The organism is Terriglobia bacterium (assembly GCA_020073205.1).
Classification (GTDB): domain Bacteria; phylum Acidobacteriota; class Polarisedimenticolia; order Polarisedimenticolales; family JAIQFR01; genus JAIQFR01.
The window spans coordinates 73,008-91,327 of sequence record JAIQFR010000002.1 but is presented as its reverse complement, the minus strand read 5'-3'; the positions used below and the strand labels follow the sequence as shown (position 1 = coordinate 91,327).

The 18,320-nt window shown below is 68.8% G+C and carries 16 protein-coding genes; 8 read left to right on the top strand and 8 right to left on the bottom strand.

Going from position 1 to position 18,320, the window contains the following annotated elements; all coding sequences use genetic code 11:
• Positions 1–3 precede the first annotated feature (3 nt).
• The gene (locus tag LAO51_00930; GenBank protein MBZ5637299.1) at positions 4–1,044 is read right to left on the bottom strand and encodes a bifunctional UDP-4-keto-pentose/UDP-xylose synthase; all 1,041 of its coding nucleotides are present in this window, start codon (positions 1,042–1,044) and stop codon (positions 4–6) included.
• Between the two features lie 106 nt (positions 1,045–1,150).
• Positions 1,151–1,723, bottom strand: a complete 573-nt coding sequence (locus tag LAO51_00925) for a hypothetical protein (GenBank protein MBZ5637298.1) — start codon at positions 1,721–1,723, stop codon at positions 1,151–1,153.
• Positions 1,724–1,845: 122 nt separating this feature from the next.
• On the opposite strand from LAO51_00925, the gene LAO51_00920 reads away from it, so the two are divergent.
• Together LAO51_00920 and LAO51_00915 are read left to right on the top strand one after the other, a co-directional pair.
• On the top strand, positions 1,846–2,556 hold the full coding sequence (locus LAO51_00920) for a YciI family protein (GenBank protein ID MBZ5637297.1): 711 nt from the start codon (positions 1,846–1,848) through the stop codon (positions 2,554–2,556).
• Positions 2,557–2,586: 30 nt separating this feature from the next.
• A complete protein-coding gene (locus LAO51_00915) occupies positions 2,587–2,814 on the top strand; it encodes a hypothetical protein (GenBank protein MBZ5637296.1) in 228 nt (75 codons plus the stop codon).
• Between the two features lie 15 nt (positions 2,815–2,829).
• On the opposite strand, the gene LAO51_00910 is transcribed toward LAO51_00915, so the two are convergent.
• The gene (locus LAO51_00910) at positions 2,830–4,050 is read right to left on the bottom strand and encodes a hypothetical protein (GenBank protein MBZ5637295.1); all 1,221 of its coding nucleotides are present in this window, start codon (positions 4,048–4,050) and stop codon (positions 2,830–2,832) included.
• 141 nt (positions 4,051–4,191) lie between these two features.
• On the opposite strand from LAO51_00910, the gene LAO51_00905 reads away from it, so the two are divergent.
• Positions 4,192–4,752: a hypothetical protein gene (locus LAO51_00905; GenBank protein MBZ5637294.1), complete on the top strand. Its 561-nt coding sequence runs from the start codon at positions 4,192–4,194 to the stop codon at positions 4,750–4,752.
• A 62-nt stretch (positions 4,753–4,814) separates the two neighbouring features.
• Positions 4,815–5,729 (top strand): hypothetical protein, encoded by a 915-nt coding sequence (locus LAO51_00900; GenBank protein ID MBZ5637293.1) that lies wholly within the window; start codon positions 4,815–4,817, stop codon positions 5,727–5,729.
• A 195-nt stretch (positions 5,730–5,924) separates the two neighbouring features.
• Here the strand turns inward: LAO51_00900 and LAO51_00895 are convergent, their stop codons facing one another.
• Positions 5,925–6,341, bottom strand: a complete 417-nt coding sequence (locus tag LAO51_00895) for a hypothetical protein (protein MBZ5637292.1) — start codon at positions 6,339–6,341, stop codon at positions 5,925–5,927.
• A 132-nt stretch (positions 6,342–6,473) separates the two neighbouring features.
• On the opposite strand from LAO51_00895, the gene truA reads away from it, so the two are divergent.
• Positions 6,474–7,262 carry a tRNA pseudouridine(38-40) synthase TruA gene (gene truA, locus LAO51_00890; protein MBZ5637291.1) on the top strand — a complete coding sequence of 263 codons (789 nt, stop codon included), beginning with the start codon at positions 6,474–6,476 and terminating at the stop codon, positions 7,260–7,262.
• A gap of 60 nt (positions 7,263–7,322) precedes the next feature.
• On the opposite strand, the gene glgX is transcribed toward truA, so the two are convergent.
• On the bottom strand, positions 7,323–9,458 hold the full coding sequence (gene glgX / locus LAO51_00885; protein MBZ5637290.1) for a glycogen debranching protein GlgX: 2,136 nt from the start codon (positions 9,456–9,458) through the stop codon (positions 7,323–7,325).
• A gap of 167 nt (positions 9,459–9,625) precedes the next feature.
• Here glgX and LAO51_00880 point away from each other — a divergent pair, with 167 nt between their 5' ends.
• Positions 9,626–10,399, top strand: a complete 774-nt coding sequence (locus LAO51_00880; protein ID MBZ5637289.1) for an FKBP-type peptidyl-prolyl cis-trans isomerase — start codon at positions 9,626–9,628, stop codon at positions 10,397–10,399.
• Positions 10,400–10,475: 76 nt separating this feature from the next.
• On the opposite strand, the gene LAO51_00875 is transcribed toward LAO51_00880, so the two are convergent.
• On the bottom strand, positions 10,476–11,390 hold the full coding sequence (locus LAO51_00875) for a hypothetical protein (GenBank protein MBZ5637288.1): 915 nt from the start codon (positions 11,388–11,390) through the stop codon (positions 10,476–10,478).
• Between the two features lie 168 nt (positions 11,391–11,558).
• Here LAO51_00875 and LAO51_00870 point away from each other — a divergent pair, with 168 nt between their 5' ends.
• Positions 11,559–12,668 (top strand): hypothetical protein, encoded by a 1,110-nt coding sequence (locus tag LAO51_00870; GenBank protein MBZ5637287.1) that lies wholly within the window; start codon positions 11,559–11,561, stop codon positions 12,666–12,668.
• A 7-nt stretch (positions 12,669–12,675) separates the two neighbouring features.
• Here the strand turns inward: LAO51_00870 and sthA are convergent, their stop codons facing one another.
• Together sthA and LAO51_00860 are read right to left on the bottom strand one after the other, a co-directional pair.
• Positions 12,676–14,088: a Si-specific NAD(P)(+) transhydrogenase gene (gene sthA, locus LAO51_00865; protein ID MBZ5637286.1), complete on the bottom strand. Its 1,413-nt coding sequence runs from the start codon at positions 14,086–14,088 to the stop codon at positions 12,676–12,678.
• 26 nt (positions 14,089–14,114) lie between these two features.
• On the bottom strand, positions 14,115–14,897 hold the full coding sequence (locus LAO51_00860) for a sulfite exporter TauE/SafE family protein (GenBank protein MBZ5637285.1): 783 nt from the start codon (positions 14,895–14,897) through the stop codon (positions 14,115–14,117).
• A 113-nt stretch (positions 14,898–15,010) separates the two neighbouring features.
• On the opposite strand from LAO51_00860, the gene LAO51_00855 reads away from it, so the two are divergent.
• Complete coding sequence (locus LAO51_00855; protein ID MBZ5637284.1) at positions 15,011–18,316, top strand: glycosyl hydrolase; 3,306 nt, start codon at positions 15,011–15,013, stop codon at positions 18,314–18,316.
• The last annotated feature ends 4 nt before the right edge of the window (positions 18,317–18,320 follow it).

Genomic DNA, 18,320 nt, shown 5'->3' with positions numbered 1-18,320 from the left:
CCGTCACTCGCCGTCCGGGCGCTGCTCCATCGCCCGGTGCTCCTTGAGGAAGAAATCGAGCGTTCGGGAGAGCGACTCCTCCATGCCGATCGAAGGCTCGAATCCGAACGCCTGCCGCATGCGGCGGATCGATGGGGTGCGGTGAAGCACGTCCTGGTACCCCTTGCCGTAGAAGCTCGCGCTACTGGTCTCGACGATCTCCGAGAGCGGGACCTTCCGCTCCCTGTGGTCCCTGAAGAGGTCGCGGAGCATCTCGGCGACCTCGCGCATGGAGTGGTCGAGCGCCGGGTTCCCGATGTTGAAGATCCCGCCGTCGGCCTTTCCCCCCTCGTTCCTCAGGATCGCCATCAGGCCGTCCATCGCGTCGTCCACGTAGATGAAGCACCGACGCTGTTGGCCGCCGTCCACGAGTCGGAGCGGCTCCCCCTGGATCAGGTTCCAGATGAACTGGGTCACCACCCGTGACGATCCCTCCTTGGCGGTGTAGAGGCTGTCGAGCTTCGGTCCGATCCAGTTGAACGGGCGGAACAGCGTGAACTGCAGGCCGTCGCGAAACCCGTACGCCCAGATCACCCGGTCGAGGAGCTGCTTCGACGTGGAGTAGATCCACCGCTGCATCGGGATCGGGCCCGTGACGAGGCTCGAGGCTTCCTCGTCGAACTCGCCGTCGGGGCACATGCCGTACACCTCCGAGGTGGACGGGAACACCACCCGCTTGCTGTACTTCACGCACTGCCGGACGATCCGGAGATTCTCCTCGAAGTCCAGCTCGAAGACCCGGAGCGGGTCCTTCACGTAGACCGCCGGGGTCGCGATGGCGACGAGGGGCAGGACCACGTCGCACTTCTTGACGTGATACTCGATCCACTCCTTCGAGATCGAAACGTCTCCCTCGACGAAGTGGAAGCGAGGGTCGGACAGGTACTCGCCGATCTTGTGAGTGGCGAGGTCGAGGCCGTACACCTCCCAGGCGGTGGTCCTCAGGATCCGTCCGACGACGTGCGATCCGATGAAGCCGTTGACGCCGAGGATCAGGACTTTCATGGATTTCTCCAGGGTTTCGCGGACAGCGTACCCGTTTCGCTCGTGCCGCGAAAGGGGCCCCGGCACCGCCGGCCGGCGCGCCGCGGCGAGACTCGACCGAGGGCTCTCAGGGAGCCGGAGCCGCCTCGAGGTCGAAGCTCAACCGGATGTTCTTGGCCCCCATGCGCGCCTCGATGAGGACGGTGCGGACGCGGACGTTGCCGGACTGGGCGGCGACCGTCCACGAGGTGTCGGTGGGGAGCGCCAGGACCGGGAGGAGCGGCGCAACGTCCACCGAGCCCGTGATCGGAAGCGGCAGCTGGACCCTCTCGAATCGGAGGGCGGCGAACTTCTTCCCGTTCTTCTCGCCCACCTGGAGGGAGAGCCTCGGCGAGAGCGGGAGATCGAGTCCCAACTCCGGGACTTTGAGCTTGAGCGAGGTCAGGACGAACCCTTCCTGCTTCTCCCCCTCGGTGGGGTCGAAGCCGTCGACCTTGAAATCCCGGATCTCCAGGGTCACTCCACGCCCCTCGCTCAGCGGCACGCGCACTTGCTGCGGCGCCATCGCGGAGAGAAGCCGGTTGAGCGATCCGGCGTCGAGGGTCACGTCGACCCGGGCCGCGGCGGGCGACGCTGCCGCGAGCACGAGCATCGTGGCGGCGATCGCGGTGAAGGTCGCACGATGAATTCGCTGCGCCATCGGACCCCATCCCCCTCGCGGGCTTCCGGCCCGCACGACCAGTCTATCCTCCCGCCCGAACCCGCGCCGCCCGTTGCGTGCTCCGGTCGATCCACCCTAAGATGGCCACGATGTCGAAATCGATGGCGCGAGCCTCCCTGTTGCTCCTCGCGATCCTCGGGGCGACCGTCCTCCTGCCGGCGTGGGCGGAGGACAAGGCTCCGCCGGCGCCCGCCATGAAGCTCTACCGTCTCGTGCTGCTTCGGAAGGGGCCGAGCCGGTCCTACATGGACGAGCGGGAAATCCAGGCGAAGCAGGAGGCCTATCTCGCCTGGCTCAAGCGCGTCCACGAGCAGGGGAAGGTCGTCGTCTCCGGGCCGGTGGAGCGTGCCGGCGACCTCGAGAGCGTCTTCGTGCTCGATGCCGGTTCTGGGGAGGAGGCCGCGGCGATCCTGAAGGACGACCCGTGGGTGCTGGCCGGGAGGGTCGTCCCCGAGATCCACCCGTGGTGGGCCCTGAAGGACGCGTTCGGCAGGGCCTCCGATATCGCGCGCCTGTCCGCCTGCTGGATCGGGTTCCTGAGACGGCCGCCGAACGCTCCTCAGCTCTCCGAGGAGAAGATCGAGGAGATCCAGCGGGGCCACATGGCCAACATTCGGAAGATGGCGGGCACCGGAGATCTCGCCGCGGCCGGACCCCTCGACGAGGACGGTCCGCTGCGCGGGATCCTCGTGTTCCGCACGGATGACCCCGAGCACCTCAAGGCGCTCGTGGCCGAAGACCCGGCGGTCAAGATCGGGCGCCTCGCCGTGGAACTCTACCGCTGGGACGTGCCCGAGGGGGCGATACCGTAAGCAATAAACGGGCGGTGGGGCTCGAAACGGATGCCCTATCACGTCATCGCCGTCGTCGCGGCCGTCTTCCTCGGGATCCTCTACCTCGCGAACCCGGACGCGTCGCTCCGCTCCAAGCTGGCGGTGGTCACTTTGGTCGCGGCGTCGCTGATCGTCGACGGATGGTACCCGCGATGGCTGGTCGTCGCGACGGTGGTCCAGTCCGGCGTCGGCGTTTACGTGCTCCTCTTCCTCAAGCTCAACGAGTACGACGCTTGAGCGGAACGCGTGGCCCTAGCCGGGGCTCGAGCCGGGACTCGCTCCGCGCGGACGCTTCGTCCCGGACTTGGCGGGGGGCGCGGCCTTCGGCCGCGCGTCGCGCAGGATCTCCGCGGCGACCGAAGGGAAGCCGAACTTCCGCTCGATGCCCGCCAAGAGACTCGCCGCCTCGCCCAGACCGGGATCGGCCCTGAGCGCGCGGTGGAGCACCGGCACGGCGAGCAATTGACGCCCGCCGCCGGCGAGCTTCTTCGCCAGCTCGAGGTTTCCCTTCGCGGCCGCGGAAGCGGACGCGGCCCCGAGGAGGTCCTGCGCCAGCCGCACGACCTCGGGATTCGCCGACGAGGCCGGCGCCGCCAGATCCTGGAGCTCGCTCTTGGCCGTCGTGACGTCGAAGGCCAGCGCGACGGCCGCCGCGTCCAGCCGGTCGCCATCCTCCCGGCCCGCCTCGAAGGCCGCCTTCCACCCGTCGCGCGCGCGCTTCCACTCCCGGAGCAGCACGAGCGCGGTGGCCCTCCGCCTGAGGATCTGGAGGTCCTTGGGGGCGAGCTTCGCCGCCCGGTCCAGCTCGGCGAGGGCCTCCGCCTTCCTGCCGGCCTGGGCGAGGATGAAGCCGCGATCCACGGCGAGAGGCGCGTCCGCGGGGTACGCCGCCGACACCGGCTGGAGCAGTGTCAACCCTCCGCGCGCATCGCCCCGCTGGGCCCGCTCGACGCCGAACGCCGCCAGATCGGGGGCGAGCGTGGACGTGTGCGGCAGGGCGGCGAGCGTTCCGCGCACCGCCTCCGCGGCACGGTCGATGTCCGCCGCGTCGGTGAACAGATAGCACTCCGTCAAGCGGAGATCCTCCCGCCTCGGAGCCAGCTCGATCGCGGCGCGGATCTGCCGGATCGCCTCCTCGAAGAGCGACGGGTCGTACACGATCTTGATTTCGGGCGGGTTGTCGGGGCCGATGCGAGGGAGGACCGCGCTGCCGGAGACGAGGTCCTCGGCGTTCACGGTCGTGGACACCACGCGGTGCACGCTGCGTCCCTTGGCGGCGAGCGCGTGTGCCAGCGCGCCGCGGAGGTCCGGCTCCGACGGGCTCGCCTCGACCGCCGCCCGACCGGAGGAGATCGCTTCGTCGAGCTTCCCGTCCTTGATGAGCGCCTCGATGTCGGAGGGTGAGGCGACCCCCCCCGCGCCGAGCAGCAGGAGCGCTGCCGCGATGCCGAGGAGCCTCGCGCCGTGGCGCATGGAACGGGATTCGTGGTGTCGCATGGACGAGGCGGCGAGTATACGGAGCGACCGAACGAGGCGCAACCGGCGGGACGGGCAGGTGAAAGATGCTGCTAGGCCGGCGGAGCCGAGGGTACAATCGGCGGCGGAGGTCCCCCCATGGGCTTCATCAAGGCCTTGTCCATCGTGGTCGTTCTGGCGGGCGCGGTCGGTGCAGCGGCGTCGGCAGCGGGGTCGGCGCCGGCCCAAGGCCGGGCCGGCGATCTCGCGTTCGCCCTCGACGAGTACAGCGTGGCCGCGGGCCGGGGGCCGGACACCTGGCAGACGGCGGCCGGGCTGACGTTCGGCGATGCCTTCCGCCAGCGCTACCACCTGTTCGGCGGCGGGCGCCTGTCCTGGGTCAAGGCGAGCCGTGCGGGTTCGTCCTCGAACGGCTGGGGACTCGGCGCGATCGGGGGCATCGGGTATCGCCCAACTCGAAGATGCTCGCCGCTCGCGACCCTCGCGGTGGACAAGCTCTTCGGCCTCGGTGGCGACTACCGGTTCGAGCTGACCGGGAGCGCAGGCGTCCGGATTCGAACGGTCGCGAGGCTCGATCCGGAGTATGCGATCTCGTTCCTTCTGTTCCGAAGCACGCTCTACGGGTCGAGCGGGGTCGAGAACCAGAGCGCCTTCGGCGTCGCCGCCGCCTTCTCGTTGGCGTTCCTCCACCGGAGCTGAGCTTCCCGGGCCGCCACGGCGGGCCGGCCCCATCCTCCATGCTTCATGACCCCGACCGCAGGTTGGCACGAGCCTGTCTCGCGGGGGCGAGGCGCGGACTCGGGACCGCGTGGTTCCTCACGAGGATCATCGTCCCGTTGTCGGCGGTGGTCGCGGCACTGCAGTTCACCGGCGGCCTCGCCTGGCTCGGGAGGATCCTGGCGCCTGCCATGAGCCTGTTCGGCCTTCCCGGCGAGGCCGCGGTGGCCCTGGTCTCCGGAGCCCTCGTCGGGGTCTACGGCGCGATCGCGGTGGCATCGTCGATCCCTCTCAGCGGCGTCCAGATGACGGTGCTCGCGCTGATGGTGCTCACCGCGCACAACCTGGTCGTCGAGTCGGCGGTCCAGGGACGCTCCGGCACCTCAGGGATGCGCATGGCTCTGCTCCGTATCGCAGGGGCCGTCGTGCTCGGCGGACTCCTCTGGCAGCTCTTGCGTCACGGCGAGCAAGGGACGGTCGTCGTCCAGTCCCTGGCGGGGCCGGCCGACCTCAGCCTCGCAGCGTTCGCCTCTTCGTGGGCTCTCGGTGTCGCCCTCCTCCTCCTCAAGATCTACGCCATCGTCGTGGGGTTGACGATCGGGACCGAGACGATGCGCGCTTTCGGCGTCTTCGAGCTCCTCTCTCGCTCTCTATCGCCCGCGATGAGGTTCCTGGCCCTCTCGGACAGCGTGGCGCTGCTCTGGCTGACGGCGACGTTTCTGGGCTTGGCCTTCGGAGCCGGACTGATCATCGACGAGTCACGCGAGCCGGCGAGGTTCCGGCCGGGTGAGCTTCGGGACTTCCACGTGTCGGTCGCGATCAGCCACTCACTTCTCGAGGACACGCTGTTGTTCCTGGCGGTCGGGGCCCACCTCACCTGGATCCTGGCTCCCCGCCCCATCGCTGCCGCCCTCGCCGTCCGCGTGGCCCGCCGCTTGCGCCGCCCTGCGGCGCGGTGACCCGGCGGTACTTGCGTCGCTTGTTCTTCTAATTCCTCCACCACGCGGCCGTCTCGCGTTCGGACGATTCTCAGGAAAAGCGCTTGACAGCCGTTGACCCGACCGGTATCCAAACATTCAGCGAGTTAGGACCGGCGCTGGTCCTGAGATCGACCGCCCCTCGGGATTCCCGAGGGGTGGTTTTTTTCTGGGCCATCACTCGAGGAACGCTTCGAATTCCTCTACGTCCTTCAGCTCGTCGCCCAGGATCTGCAGCACGAGCCGGTAAATCAACTCGTATCCCTGCGTGCTGTGCAGTGATTTCACGATCTTGCGGTAGAGGGCGATCGCCTTGGCCTCCCGCTCCAAGTCGACCTTGATCATCTCCTTCGGGGACTTCCCGATCTTCACCGGAGCGACCTTCATCGAAGGCTCGCCGCCGAGGGCCACGACGCGCTCAGCGAGCGCCTTCGCGTGTCCGAGCTCGGCGTCGGCCTCCTCCGCCAGCATTTTTCGGAGCGGCGCGGTCTCCAGCCCCTTCAGCTTCAACGACTGGTAGTAGTACTGCAGGAAAGCCTGGTACTCGAGCTCGATGCCCTGATTGAGCAGGCCGATCAGCTCCTTGTTCTTCATCCTGGTCTCCTCGCCCCGGTGCGGGCGCGCTCATGACGGGATTCTCTTTCGCGGGGCCCCATCCCCGGCGTGCGATCCCAAACTCCCATTATGCAGGATTACGGCGCCCCCACGCCGCTGCATAATGCCGCCGTGCCGACCTATCGCCTGACGGTGGAATACGACGGGACTCGCTACCGCGGATGGCAGGCGCAGAAGAACGCCCGGACCGTGGCCGGGGAGCTCCGGCGCGTCCTCGCGGAAACGGCGGGAGAGGTCCTCGACCTGGGCGGCGCCGGCCGGACCGACGCGGGAGTCCACGCGCTGGCGCAAACCGCGCACCTCCGCCTCCCGAGGCGGGTCGACGCCGAGAAGCTCCTCCGCGAGGTCAACGACGCCCTGCCGTCCGACATTCATCTCCGGTCGTTCGCTCTGGCATCGGAGCGATTTCACGCGCGTCACTCGGCGGTGTCCCGGACGTACCTCTACCAGATCTCGCGACGCCGGACCGCCTTCGCGAAACGGTACGTGTGGTGGGTGAGGCGCCCGCTCAACGAGGGTCGGATGGGGAGAGCCGCCGGACTCGCCGAGGGGCGGCACGACTTCGCCCTCTTCTGCGAGAAGCCGGACGATCAGACCAGCACGGTGGTGGCCGTGGATCGCGTGGAGGTCGCCACCGAGGGCGCATTGATCCTGATCCGGGTTTCCGCTTCGCACTTCCTGTGGAAGATGGTCCGGCGACTGGTCGGGATCCTGGTTCGGGTCGGGGCGGGGGAGGTGCGTCCCGCCGAATTCGAAGACCTCCTGAGAGGCAGGGCACTCTCGAGCGGCGGGGGCGTCGCCCAATGGACCGCCCCCCCGTCCGGGTTGTTCCTGGAGCGCGTCGGCTACCCCGGCGATCCTCCGCTCCCCCCGATCACGGCGGCGTTCCCGGTGCCGTAGCGCGGCATCTCACCTTCCCGCCGGCTCGCGACAAGGCGCCGGCGGGGGGCTCGGAGCGCGTCAGCGCGCCAGCAGGACAACGGTCGTCCTGGGATTGACGAGGTAGTGGTCCTCGGGATCGAGGGGGACGGCGCGCGCCTCCTCGATGAAGTCCTCGGGGGGGGCCAGGCTCGTATCCACGACGCGGTGCCACCTCCTCCCGTTGCCAGCCTCGGGCAGCCGCAAGAACCGGAGCCGCCAGTCGGCGTTCAGGAGAAAGCAGAGGAGCTCCTCGCCGGGCCGGTCATCCCGGCGGCCGGACGCGAGCCGGTAGCCGATCGTGCGCCGCTCCGGGTCGCCCCACGCGGGCGCGCCGCCGTCGCACCCGAGCCAGTCGATGTCGGGCAGGCCGTCGGCGTCGAGGTCGCGTCCGAGCAGGAACTTCCTTCGCTGGAGGACGGGGTACCGGCGGGTGAACGCGATGGCCTTGCGGGCGAACTCGAGAAAGTCCGCGTTCTTGGCGGCGTCGCGCCAATCGAGCCAGCTCAGCTCGTTGTCCTGGCAGTACGCGTTGTTGTTGCCCCGCTGCGTCCGCAGGAACTCGTCCCCTCCCAGGAGCATCGGCGTTCCGCACGAAAACAGCAGGCCGCACATCAGGTTCTTCGCCATCCGCCTCCGGAGGCGACGGACGTCCGGGTCGTCGGTCTCCCCTTCCACGCCGCAGTTCCAGGAGTTGTTGTCGTCGGTCCCGTCGCGGTTCGACTCGAGGTTCGCCTCGTTGTGCTTGCCATCGTAGGAGACCAGGTCGCGCAGCGTGAACCCGTCGTGGCAAGTGACGAAGTTGATGCTGTTGTACGCGGAGCGCCCGTCGTCCCCGTAGAGGTCCGCGGAGCCCGTGATCCGCCAGCCGAGGTCGCGGAGCTGGCCGGCGTCCCCCTTCAGGAACTTCCGCACCGTGTCACGGAATCGTCCGTTCCACTCGGACCAGTCCACCGGAAAATTCCCCGCCTGGTAGGTCCCGAGGTCCCAGGGCTCGGCGATCAGCTTGACCCTGGCGAGCACCGGGTCCTGGGACACGGCGTCGAAAAACGACGAGCCGGTTCGAAAACGACCGTCCTCCCGGCCGAGAACCGACGCGAGGTCGAACCGGAATCCGTCCACGTGCATCGTCTCCACCCAGTAGCGGAGGGAGTCCATCACGAGGCGAATCGCCGGCGGGCTCGCGAGGTTGAGGCAATTCCCGCAGCCGGTGTAGTTCTGGTAGAGCCGGCCGGGCGCCTCCGGGGGGCCCGTCAGGCAGTAGTACGACGGGTTGTCGATCCCGCGGAGCGACAGCGTGGGGCCCTTCTCGTTCCCCTCGGCGGTGTGGTTGTAGACCACGTCGAGGATCACTTCGATCCCGGCGCGGTGCAGCTCCCGGACCATGGTCTTGAACTCGCGCACCTCGCATCCCGGCGCCGTGCGGGAGCCGTACGTGGACTCGGCCGCGAAGAACGTGACCGTGTTGTACCCCCAGAAGTTCGCCAGGCCGCGATCGCGGAGGAAGTCCTCCACGTAGTGCTCGTGCACCGGCAGGAGTTCCACGGCGCTGATCCCCAGCTTCTTCAGGTACGGGATCTTCTCCGCGAATCCCAGGTAGGTCCCGGGGCGATCGACCCCCGAGGAAGGGTGGGCCGTGAAGCCCTTGACGTGGACCTCGTAGAGGATCAGCGACTCGAGCGGGAGACCGGGCGGAGCGTCATCCTGCCAATCGAAGGCGTCGTCGACCACGACGCACTTCGGGAGCGAGGAGGCGCTGTCGCGGCGGTCCATCACGAGGTCCGGTTCGGGGGCGGCGAGGTCGTAGGCCAGCAGCAGGTTCTCCTGGTTCCGGGGTTTGCCGGTGAGAGCCTTGGCGTAAGGGTCGAGCAGGAGCTTGTGCTCGTTGAACCGGAGACCCCGCGGCGGGTCCCACGGCCCGCGGACGCGATAGCCGTACAGCTGTCCCGGCCGGACCCTCTCGACGAACGCGTGCCAGATGAAACGGGTCCGCTCCTCGAGCCGGATCACGTCCGACGGCTCGCCGTCAGGGCGGTCGAACAACAGGAGGAAGACTTCCTCCGCGTTTCGCGAGTACAGGGCGAAGTTGACGCCGCCGTCGCGGACGGTGGCCCCGAGCGGCCAGCTGCTCCCGGCGGAGACGGGTTTCGACGTCGACGGCCTGAGCGTGCAGGACATGGATCTCCCTCCGTGCGGGCCGTCATAAGATACAGGAACGAGGCGGCTGCGGCCCCCGCCCGAGGTCCCCCTCTTCTGCTATAGTACCGGGCTGGCCGCGGACCTCCGCCCCAAGCCGGGCGCCCCGAAATCGGGTCCGGAGATTCGCCCCTCAAGGAGCACGATTCATGAAGCTCATCGCCACCTCCCTCGCCGTTGTCCTCCTCTTGGCCGCGCCGGCCTGGGCCCAGACCCCGGCTTCCACGGCGGCCGGGGTACCCGCGCTCGACACCGACGAGCAGAAGGCCCTTTACGCGCTCGGCATCTGGCTGAGCAATCAGGCGGCGCCGTTCAGCCTGACGGCCGCCGAGCTGGAGTACGTGAAGGCCGGCTTGATCGACGGCATCCTCGGTCACGAGAAGAGGGTCGATCTCCAGGCCTTCCGTCAGAAGCTCAACGAGATGGCCATGTCGCGGATCGCCGCCGGCGAGAAGAAGGCGGGACAGGCCTACGCGGAGAAGGCCGCGGCGGAGACGGGGGCCGTGAAGAAGGCCTCGGGCCTCATCTATTTCGAGCTCAAGCCGGGCACAGGCGACAGCCCGAAGGCGACCGACAAGGTGAAGGTCAACTACTCGGGGGCCTTCATCGACGGAACCGTATTCGACAGCTCCGACAAGCACGGCGGACCTGCGGAGTTGAGTCTGAGTCAGATGATTCGCTGCTGGACCGAGGGCGTGCAGCTCATGAAGGTCGGCGGCAAGAGCAAGCTCGTGTGCCAATCGGACATCGCCTACGGCGACACCGGGAACCCGGGGATCAAGCCCGGCGCGACCCTCGTGTTCGAGGTCGAGCTGCTCGAGATCATGAAGCCCGACAGCGGGACTCCCGCCGCCGCGAAGCCCGCGTCCGCGAAGCCCGGCGCCGCGAAGCTCGAAACCGCCAAGCCCGAGACCGCGAAGTAGGTCGCCGGGCGTCGGCCGGAACGGACGAGCGAACGGGCGCCACGCGGCGCCCGTTTCTCGTTGACCGTCATCGACATCAGCGGTACGGATCGGGGGCGAATCCCGGCTCCCGGAAGCCGCGGGCCCGCTCCCGCCGGCTCAGCGGCTCGTCGTCCGGCGACTGCCGCGGCAGAACCCCGAGGCGGGACAGCGTGTCGCGATACTCGTATCGGACCTCAAGCACCGCGCAGGGCGACTCGTCGGCCTCGAACTCGACCCCGACGACCGGGTGAGGCGTCTCCCGGCCGATCCCGGTCGCCGCGAGCTCGTCCGAAACCACCGGTCTCTCGACCGTCTTGGAGCGTGACGGCGGCTGCGCGCGACCGGGCTCGGAGGCGGCCGAATCCGCCGATCCGCGTCGCGCCTCTCCCTCGGCGCAGCCGGCAAGGCGCCCGCTCTCCGCGTCCTGCGGATCGACCCGCCCGTAGGGCGGGCTCGTGATGCCGGACCAGGGAGGAGGCTCGGGGCGTTTCTCGCGAAACACCGCCGCGGCGATGACGCCGAGGTTCCCCGTCCTCCCGAGCCACGCGCCGTACGACCGCTCCTCCGTGGTGAAGAAGAACCGTCTGGCGGTGCGGGGGCCGGTCTGCCAGCCGGAGATCGTCACGGTCTCGTACGGGGCGAGGATCCACTTCCGCGCATCCCGTGCCGTCGTGGTCCGCGCGTCGATGGAGTTCAGGCCGTCCACCGAGAGGCCGATCGCGATCCTCTCGCCGGTCCGATTGCGCAGGCGGACCGCGAACTCGCGACCCTTCGAGGCCTCGACGTAGGTGGTGCCGCGAGCGGCGTATTCCGTGAGGAGACGGCCGTCGACCAGGACCTCCATGGAATAGGAGCCGGTGTCGAGCGCCCACGCGGTTCCTCCCGGGAACGCCGAAAGGAGAAGGGCCGCGAGCACCGGCAGGTGCATCGCCCCCCTGGAGCGGCGGCAATTCGTCGTCGAGTTCGTCATGGCTTCACTCCTTGTCGCCCGCGCACCGGGCTGCCGGGGTTGGACAGGACCGCGACGCGGAAGTTCCCTTGAGCTTGACGTGTCCGGCCCTCGGTCCTAGGCTCTGCGCGCCCGACATCGAACCCGGGCGAAGCGCGCCGGGGCACGAGCGGCTCGAGGAGACGAGCGATGACGAGCACCCGATGTGGCGCCGTGATCCTGGCGGCCGGAGCGGTCCTGATCCTGGCGAGCAGCCTCATCGCGGGCACGGCTCGAGCGGACGTGACCGTCAGCGAGAAGACGGTGTTCGAGGGGTTCGGCGAGCGGGGCCGCATGGCGAGCGAGGGTACGACCACCCTCGTCGTCTCGGGAGAGAAGATGCGGCAGGAGACCGCGACCCGGTTCACCGGGAGAATGATGAGGCGATCCGGCGGCGAGGAAGGGATGACGAGCACGAGCATCACACGGATCGACCGCCGACTCACCTACCGGATCGACATGCGCGACAAGGCCTACACGGTCATCCCGTTCGAGTCCTCGAAGGGGATGGAGGTCCCGCCTCGGGAGGCCGGCGAGCCGGAGCGGCCGCAGGTTCCGCGGCGCCGCGAGCCCCCGCTGACATGCGACCCCGTACGAGTCGAGTCGAAGCCGACCGGCCAGAAGGGGGACGTGAACGGCTTCCCGAGCGAGGAATCGGTCGTCGTCGGCACCCAGGTGTGCCACAACGAGAAGACGCAGCAGGCCTGCACGAACGTCTACACCCTGGACACCTGGACCACGCCTCTGACCCCCCGGCTCCGGGAGCTCCGAGAGTTCAACGAGAAGATGGCGGCGGCGATCGGGATCGACCTCGTCCAGATGCAGGCGGCGGCTCGGGCGTCGCAGGGGGCGATGCCGCAGCTCGGCCAGGGATTCGAGGCGGTTTACAAGGAGCTGAGGAAGGCGAAGGGGTTTCCCGTCCGCTCTCACGTGATCGTGGAGAAGGACGGATCCTGCGACAGGGTGGGCGGGTCCGAGCGGGGCGGGCGATCGGGAAGAGCAGGCGGCCGCTCGGCGATGGGAGACGGGTCCAAGGGAATGCGCGGCGGCAAGATGGAGAGGGACGCACGCGAGGCGCCGCCCACCGACGAGTCGACCCCCTCGGGCCGGACGAGGATCTTCGGGATGAGCACGGAGATCACGTCGGTGCGCGCCTCCACCGCTCCGCCGGACGTCTTCGAGCCGCCCGCCGGATTCGTGATGAAGCAGCCTTCCCGGCGCGAAGCGTCGGAGAGGACGAAGCCGCCGTCGACGAAGTAGAACGGGATCAGCGCGCCAGCCTGCGCCGGCGCTCCGCGAGCGCCTCGAGCGCCGCGTGACGGTAGAGGTCCGAGAGCGTCGGGTAGTTGAAGAGGGTCTCGGCGATGGTGGTGGCGTCGGCGTCGGCGTTCAGGAACGCCTGGCCGATGTGAACGAGTTCGCTCGCGCCGTGGCCGATCATGTGCGCTCCGACGAGGCGTCCCGAGTCCGTCTCGAACAGGAGCTTCAGGAGACCCTCGGTGTCGCCCATGATCTGTCCGCGGGGGTTGTACTCGTAGCGGCCGCGGCCCACGACGAAGTCCACGGACTTCTCGAGGAGCCCCGCCTCGGTCTCGCCGATGTAGCTCACCTCGGGGATGGAGTAGAGCGCGAACGGCAGGATCGTCGTCCGGCCCCGAGGCCCCCGAACATCGTAGGCGTGCCGGATCGCCTGACGGCCCTGCTCCATCGAGGTGCTGGCGAGGGCAGGGTACCCGATGACGTCCCCGACGGCGAAGATGTGCGGGTGGACCGTCTGGTACCACTCGTTGACCTCCAGGAGGCCGCGCGCGTTGGGGCGGATGCCGACGCCCTCGAGCCCGAGGTCCCGGGTGTTCCCGTCGCGGCCGACGGCGTAGAGCATCGCGTCGACCTCGAGGACGCGGCCCGACCGGGTCCGGCAGCGGACCCGCGGCGGCTCGGAGCCGACGCGCTCGATCCGCTCGCAGGCGTCCCCCCGCAGGATCTCGACGCCGAGCTTCACGAGCTCGCGCTCGAGGATCCCGGCGATCTCCCGGTCGAGATACGGTAGGAGCTGGTCCCGCGTGTCGACGAGGACGATGCGCACGCCGAGAGCCGCGAAGATCGACGCGTACTCGACGCCGATCACTCCCGCTCCCAGGACCAGCATCGTCGCCGGCATTCGAGGGAGCTGGAGGATCGTGTTGCTGTCGAAGACGGTCTCGTGATCGAAGGGAACGATCTCGGGACGGCTGGGCAGCGACCCGGTGGCGATCACGATCACGTCGCCGGAGAATCGGCGGTTCTCCTTCCCGTCGGGACCGGAGACCGACACGGTGTGCTCGTCGACGAGGCGGCCGTGTCCCTCGAAGACCTCGACCTTGTACCTGTCCAGCGTCCTGTTGACCAGCTCGAGCTCGCGCTGGACCACGCGTCGCTCCCGGAACATGAAGTCCTGGACCGTGATGCGGTCGGCGATTTCCGTCCGGATTCCCTCGACCTTGTTCCGGGTGAGGGAGAGCACGAACAGGGCGCTCTCGCGCAGCGTCTTGCTCGGAATCGTCCCCCAGTTGATGCAGGTTCCCCCGACGACGTTCTCGCGCTCGATCAGCGCGACCTTCTTGCCGATGCGCGCCGCGCCGATCGCCGCCCGCTCGCCCGCCGGTCCGCCTCCGAGGATCAGGACGTCGTAATGCTCCATCCGCCGCTCCGCGCCTGCGACGCCCGTCAGATCCCGCGCAGGAAGAGGGAGATCGCCATGAGGAGTCCGATCGTCACCACGACGCGCCGCACCGCTCGGCGCCCGACCTTGCGCGCGATCGCCGCGCCGGCGACCCCGCCGCAGACCGCGGAAGCCGCCATGGGGAGCCCGTCGCTCCACAGCACCGCTCCGGAGGCGACGAAGTAGACGGCCGCGGTCGCGTTGATCGAGAACGCCAGGAAGTTCTTGAGACCGTTCATCTGGTGAATGTCGGTGAGACCCAGAAGGCCCAGCGCGGCCAGCATGAGGATGCCGATCCCCGCGCCGAAGTACCCGCCGTACACCCCGACGAGGAACTGGAACGCCACCGCGCCGGCCCACCAGGCGGGGCTCCGGCGATCGGCACCGAGGCGCACCACGAGGCGGGAGGCCGGCTCCTGGAGGGCCAGGAGCGCCGTGGCCAGGAGGATGAGCCACGGCACAAGCCCGGCGAACGTCCTCGAAGGGGTGCGGAGCAGCAGCACCGCGCCGAGGATTCCACCCAGGACGGAAGGTCCGAGCAGCGCCGCGGCGAACCGCCCGCTTCCCGTGACCTCCCGCCGGTAGCCCCAGAGGCCTCCCAGGGAGCCGGGCCAGAGGGCGATCGTGTTGGTGGCGTTCGCCAGCAGCGGATCCCGCCCTGCCCAAACCAGCGTGGGGAACGAGAGGAGCGTTCCACCCCCCGCCACGGAGTTCACCATCCCCGCCGCGAACGCCGCGAGGAGGATGAAGGAGAGCTGCCATGGCTGGCTGAGCACGCCGGGGATCATGCCACACCCCCCGGCGGGCGCGATACGGAGTCCGGCGGGTCCTCCTTCAATTTGCGTCACCGAGAGGGTAACCTCTCTCCGACGCCGGCCGATCGCCGGCCAGAGAGGTCCCCATGAAGCGTGCCGTCGCGTTGTCCCTAGGAGTCGTCGTCGTCCTGTCGCTCGCCGCGGCCGTCGCCAAGGCTCCCCCCGCGAAGGACGATTCCGTGAAACCCGCCACGCGCATGAAGCCCGAGACGTTCGCCGGGCTCGTTCTCCGCGGAATCGGGCCGGCGCTGATGTCGGGCCGCGTGGACGATATCGCGATCCACCCGACCCGTCGCAGCACGTGGTATCTGGCCGTCGCCTCCGGCGGCGTGTGGAAATCGACGAACGCCGGCACCACCTGGACCCCGATCTTCGACGGGCAGGGCTCGTATTCCATCGGATGCGTAGCCTTGGATCCGAGGAACCCTCTGATCGTCTGGGTCGGCACGGGCGAGAACAACAGCCAGAGGAGCGTCGGCTACGGCGATGGAGTCTATCGCTCGACGGATGGCGGCGTATCGTGGGACAACGTCGGCCTCAAGGCCTCGGAGCATGTCGGGAAGATCCTGCTGGATCCCCGGAACACCGGTGTCGTCTACGTCGCCGCGCAAGGCCCCCTCTGGGCGGGAGGCGGCGACCGGGGACTCTACAAGACGACGGACAACGGGAAGGCCTGGAAGAAAGTGCTCGAGATCAGCGAGAACACCGGGGTGACCGACGTGGTCATGGATCCGCGGGATTCCGCGGTCCTCTATGCGGCGTCCTACCAGCGGCGCCGCCACGTCTGGGGGTTGATCGACGGCGGCCCCGAGTCGGCGATCTGGAAGACGACCGACGCCGGCGCCACCTGGAAGAAGCTGGAAAACGGACTCCCCAAGGAGGAGATGGGCCGGATCGGCCTCGCGATCTCGCCCGCGAGCCCCGACACGGTGTACGCCACGATCGAGGCGGCGAACAAGGCTGGTGGATTCTACCGGTCCACGGACGCCGGCGGGAGCTGGGAGAAGATGTCGGCCACGGTGTCGGGCGCGGCCCAATACTACCAGGAGATCTTCCCCGATCCCAAGGTCGTGGACCGCGTGTACATGATGGACACCTGGATGCAGGTCACCGACGACGCCGGCCGGACGTTCCGGAAGGTCGGCGAGAAGTACAAGCACGTGGACAACCACGCGCTCTTCATCGATCCCGACGACACGGACCACCTGATCGCGGGATGCGACGGAGGCGTCTACGAGACCTTCGACCGCGCGGCCACCTGGGCCTTCAAGGCGAACCTTCCGGTGGCCCAGTTCTACCGCGTGGCCGTGGACGAGGCGGCCCCTTTCTACAACGTCTACGGGGGCACCCAGGACAACAACACGATGGGCGGCCCGTCGCGCACCGCGACCGCCCACGGAATCACCAACGCGGACTGGTTCGTCACCGTGGGCGGCGACGGATTCCAGAGCCGGGTGGACCCCTTGGAGCCGAGCATCGTCTACTCCGAATCGCAGTACGGCGGTCTCGGACGCTTCGACCGGCGGACGGGGGAGGTCATCGATATCCAGCCCCAGCCGGGGGACGGGGAGGAGCCCCTGCGGTACAATTGGGATTCCCCGCTCCTGATCAGTCCGCACTCGCACACCCGGCTCTACTTCGCTGCCCAGAGGATTCTCCGCAGCGACGATCGGGGCGACTCGTGGCGTGCGATCAGCCCCGACCTCACCCGGCGGACCGATCGGAACAGGCTGAAGATGATGGGCCGCGTGTGGAGCGTGGACTCGGTCGCGAAGAACGCGTCCACCTCCTTCTACGGGAACATCGTCTCCCTCGCGGAATCCCCGCGGATCGAGGGGCTGATCTACGCCGGGACCGACGACGGCCTGGTGCAGGTCACGGAGGACGGCGGAGGGACGTGGCGGAGAGTCGGGACCTTCCCGGGCGTTCCCGAGGGCGCCTACGTCGCCTACCTCCTGACCTCCCGGCACGATGCCGATACCGTGTACGCCGCGTTCGACCATCACAAGAACGCGGACTTCAAGCCGTACCTCCTGAAGAGCGGCGACCGCGGCAGGACCTGGGCGTCCATCGCCGGCGACCTCCCGGAGCGCGGCACCGTGTACGCGCTCGCGGAGGATCCGGCGGGCCCCGGCCTGCTCTTCGCCGGGACCGAGTTCGGCGTGTTCTTCACTACCGACGGCGGGAAGCGCTGGGTGCAGCTCAAGGGCGGCATCCCGACCATCGCCGTCCGCGACCTCGCGATCCAGAAGCGCGACGGAGACCTCGTCGTCGCGACCTTCGGCCGCGGCTTCTACGTCCTCGACGACATCTCGCCGCTGCGCGCGGCGACCCCCGACTTGCTCGGGAAGGAAGCCGTTCTCTTCCCGGTCAGGCCGGCGTTCACGTACGTTCCGTCCGCTCCACTCGGCCTCAAGGAGAAGTCCTCGCAGGGCGACGCCTACTTCACCGCTCCGAATCCGCCGTTCGGCGCCGTGTTCACCGTGTACCTCAGGGACGAGATCAAGACCCTAAAGAAGCAGCGCCAGGACCGGGAAAAGGAGATCGCGAAGAAGGGCGGGGACGTCTTCTACCCGACCTGGGACGAGCTTCGCGCCGAGGACCGCGAGGAGGAGCCGGCCCTGATCCTGACCGTCACCGACGCCTCGGGCAACGTGGTGCACCGACTGAGCGCCCCGACGAAGGAAGGCTTCCAGAGGGTCGCGTGGGATCTCCGGTACCCGCCGGTATCGCCGACGGATCTCAAGCCCCAGGTGGACGACGACCCCTGGGCGGAGAAGCCGATCGGTCCGATGGCGGCGCCGGGCACCTACAAGGTCTCGCTCGCGAAGCGCGTCGGTGGGAAGCTGACGCCCCTCGGCGAGACGCAGTCCTTCGTGACGAGCCCTCTGGGAGCGGCGACCCTGCCGGAACCCGATCGCGCCGCGGTACTCGCCTTCTCGGAGAAGACCTCCCGGCTGCAGAGAGCGGTGCTGGGCGCCGCCGAGACGGTGAAGGAAGCGCAGGGGAGGATCGACCACCTCAAGAAGGCGCTCTTCGACACCCCCAAGGCCGACCCGAGGCTGCGGGAGGAGGCTCTGGCCCTGGAGGGCCGGCTCAAGGACATCTCGATGCAGTTGAGCGGCGACGAAACCGTCGCGTCACGCAACGAGCCGACGCCGCCCTCGATCGTCTCGAGGGTCCAGGGAATCGTCTACGGGCAGTGGACGACGACGTCGGCCCCGACCGGGACGCAACGAGCGGCGTACGACGTCGCGGCGACCCGGTTCGGCGAGATCCTGGACCGCCTCAGGACGTTGGCGGCCCAGGACCTCCCCAAGCTGGAGGGAGAAGCTGAAGCGGCAGGCTCGCCGTGGACGCCCGGGCGAATCCCCATGTGGCGGCGGGAATAGCCCG

What these genes read in the sequence shown, in the direction of transcription:
- LAO51_00915 (MBZ5637296.1), top strand. Translation starts at nt 2,587, where the DNA reads ATGCCCTATCACGTCATCGCCGTCGTCGCGGCCGTCTTCCTCGGGATC.
- LAO51_00855 (MBZ5637284.1), top strand. Translation starts at nt 15,011, where the DNA reads ATGAAGCGTGCCGTCGCGTTGTCCCTAGGAGTCGTCGTCGTCCTGTCG.
- LAO51_00920 (MBZ5637297.1), top strand. Translation starts at nt 1,846, where the DNA reads ATGGCGCGAGCCTCCCTGTTGCTCCTCGCGATCCTCGGGGCGACCGTC.
- glgX (MBZ5637290.1), bottom strand. Translation starts at nt 9,458, where the DNA reads ATGTCCTGCACGCTCAGGCCGTCGACGTCGAAACCCGTCTCCGCCGGG.
- LAO51_00870 (MBZ5637287.1), top strand. Translation starts at nt 11,559, where the DNA reads ATGACGAGCACCCGATGTGGCGCCGTGATCCTGGCGGCCGGAGCGGTC.
- LAO51_00875 (MBZ5637288.1), bottom strand. Translation starts at nt 11,390, where the DNA reads ATGACGAACTCGACGACGAATTGCCGCCGCTCCAGGGGGGCGATGCAC.
- LAO51_00895 (MBZ5637292.1), bottom strand. Translation starts at nt 6,341, where the DNA reads ATGAAGAACAAGGAGCTGATCGGCCTGCTCAATCAGGGCATCGAGCTC.
- LAO51_00930 (MBZ5637299.1), bottom strand. Translation starts at nt 1,044, where the DNA reads ATGAAAGTCCTGATCCTCGGCGTCAACGGCTTCATCGGATCGCACGTC.
- LAO51_00880 (MBZ5637289.1), top strand. Translation starts at nt 9,626, where the DNA reads ATGAAGCTCATCGCCACCTCCCTCGCCGTTGTCCTCCTCTTGGCCGCG.
- LAO51_00910 (MBZ5637295.1), bottom strand. Translation starts at nt 4,050, where the DNA reads ATGCGCCACGGCGCGAGGCTCCTCGGCATCGCGGCAGCGCTCCTGCTG.
- LAO51_00860 (MBZ5637285.1), bottom strand. Translation starts at nt 14,897, where the DNA reads ATGATCCCCGGCGTGCTCAGCCAGCCATGGCAGCTCTCCTTCATCCTC.
- LAO51_00905 (MBZ5637294.1), top strand. Translation starts at nt 4,192, where the DNA reads ATGGGCTTCATCAAGGCCTTGTCCATCGTGGTCGTTCTGGCGGGCGCG.
- LAO51_00925 (MBZ5637298.1), bottom strand. Translation starts at nt 1,723, where the DNA reads ATGGCGCAGCGAATTCATCGTGCGACCTTCACCGCGATCGCCGCCACG.
- sthA (MBZ5637286.1), bottom strand. Translation starts at nt 14,088, where the DNA reads ATGGAGCATTACGACGTCCTGATCCTCGGAGGCGGACCGGCGGGCGAG.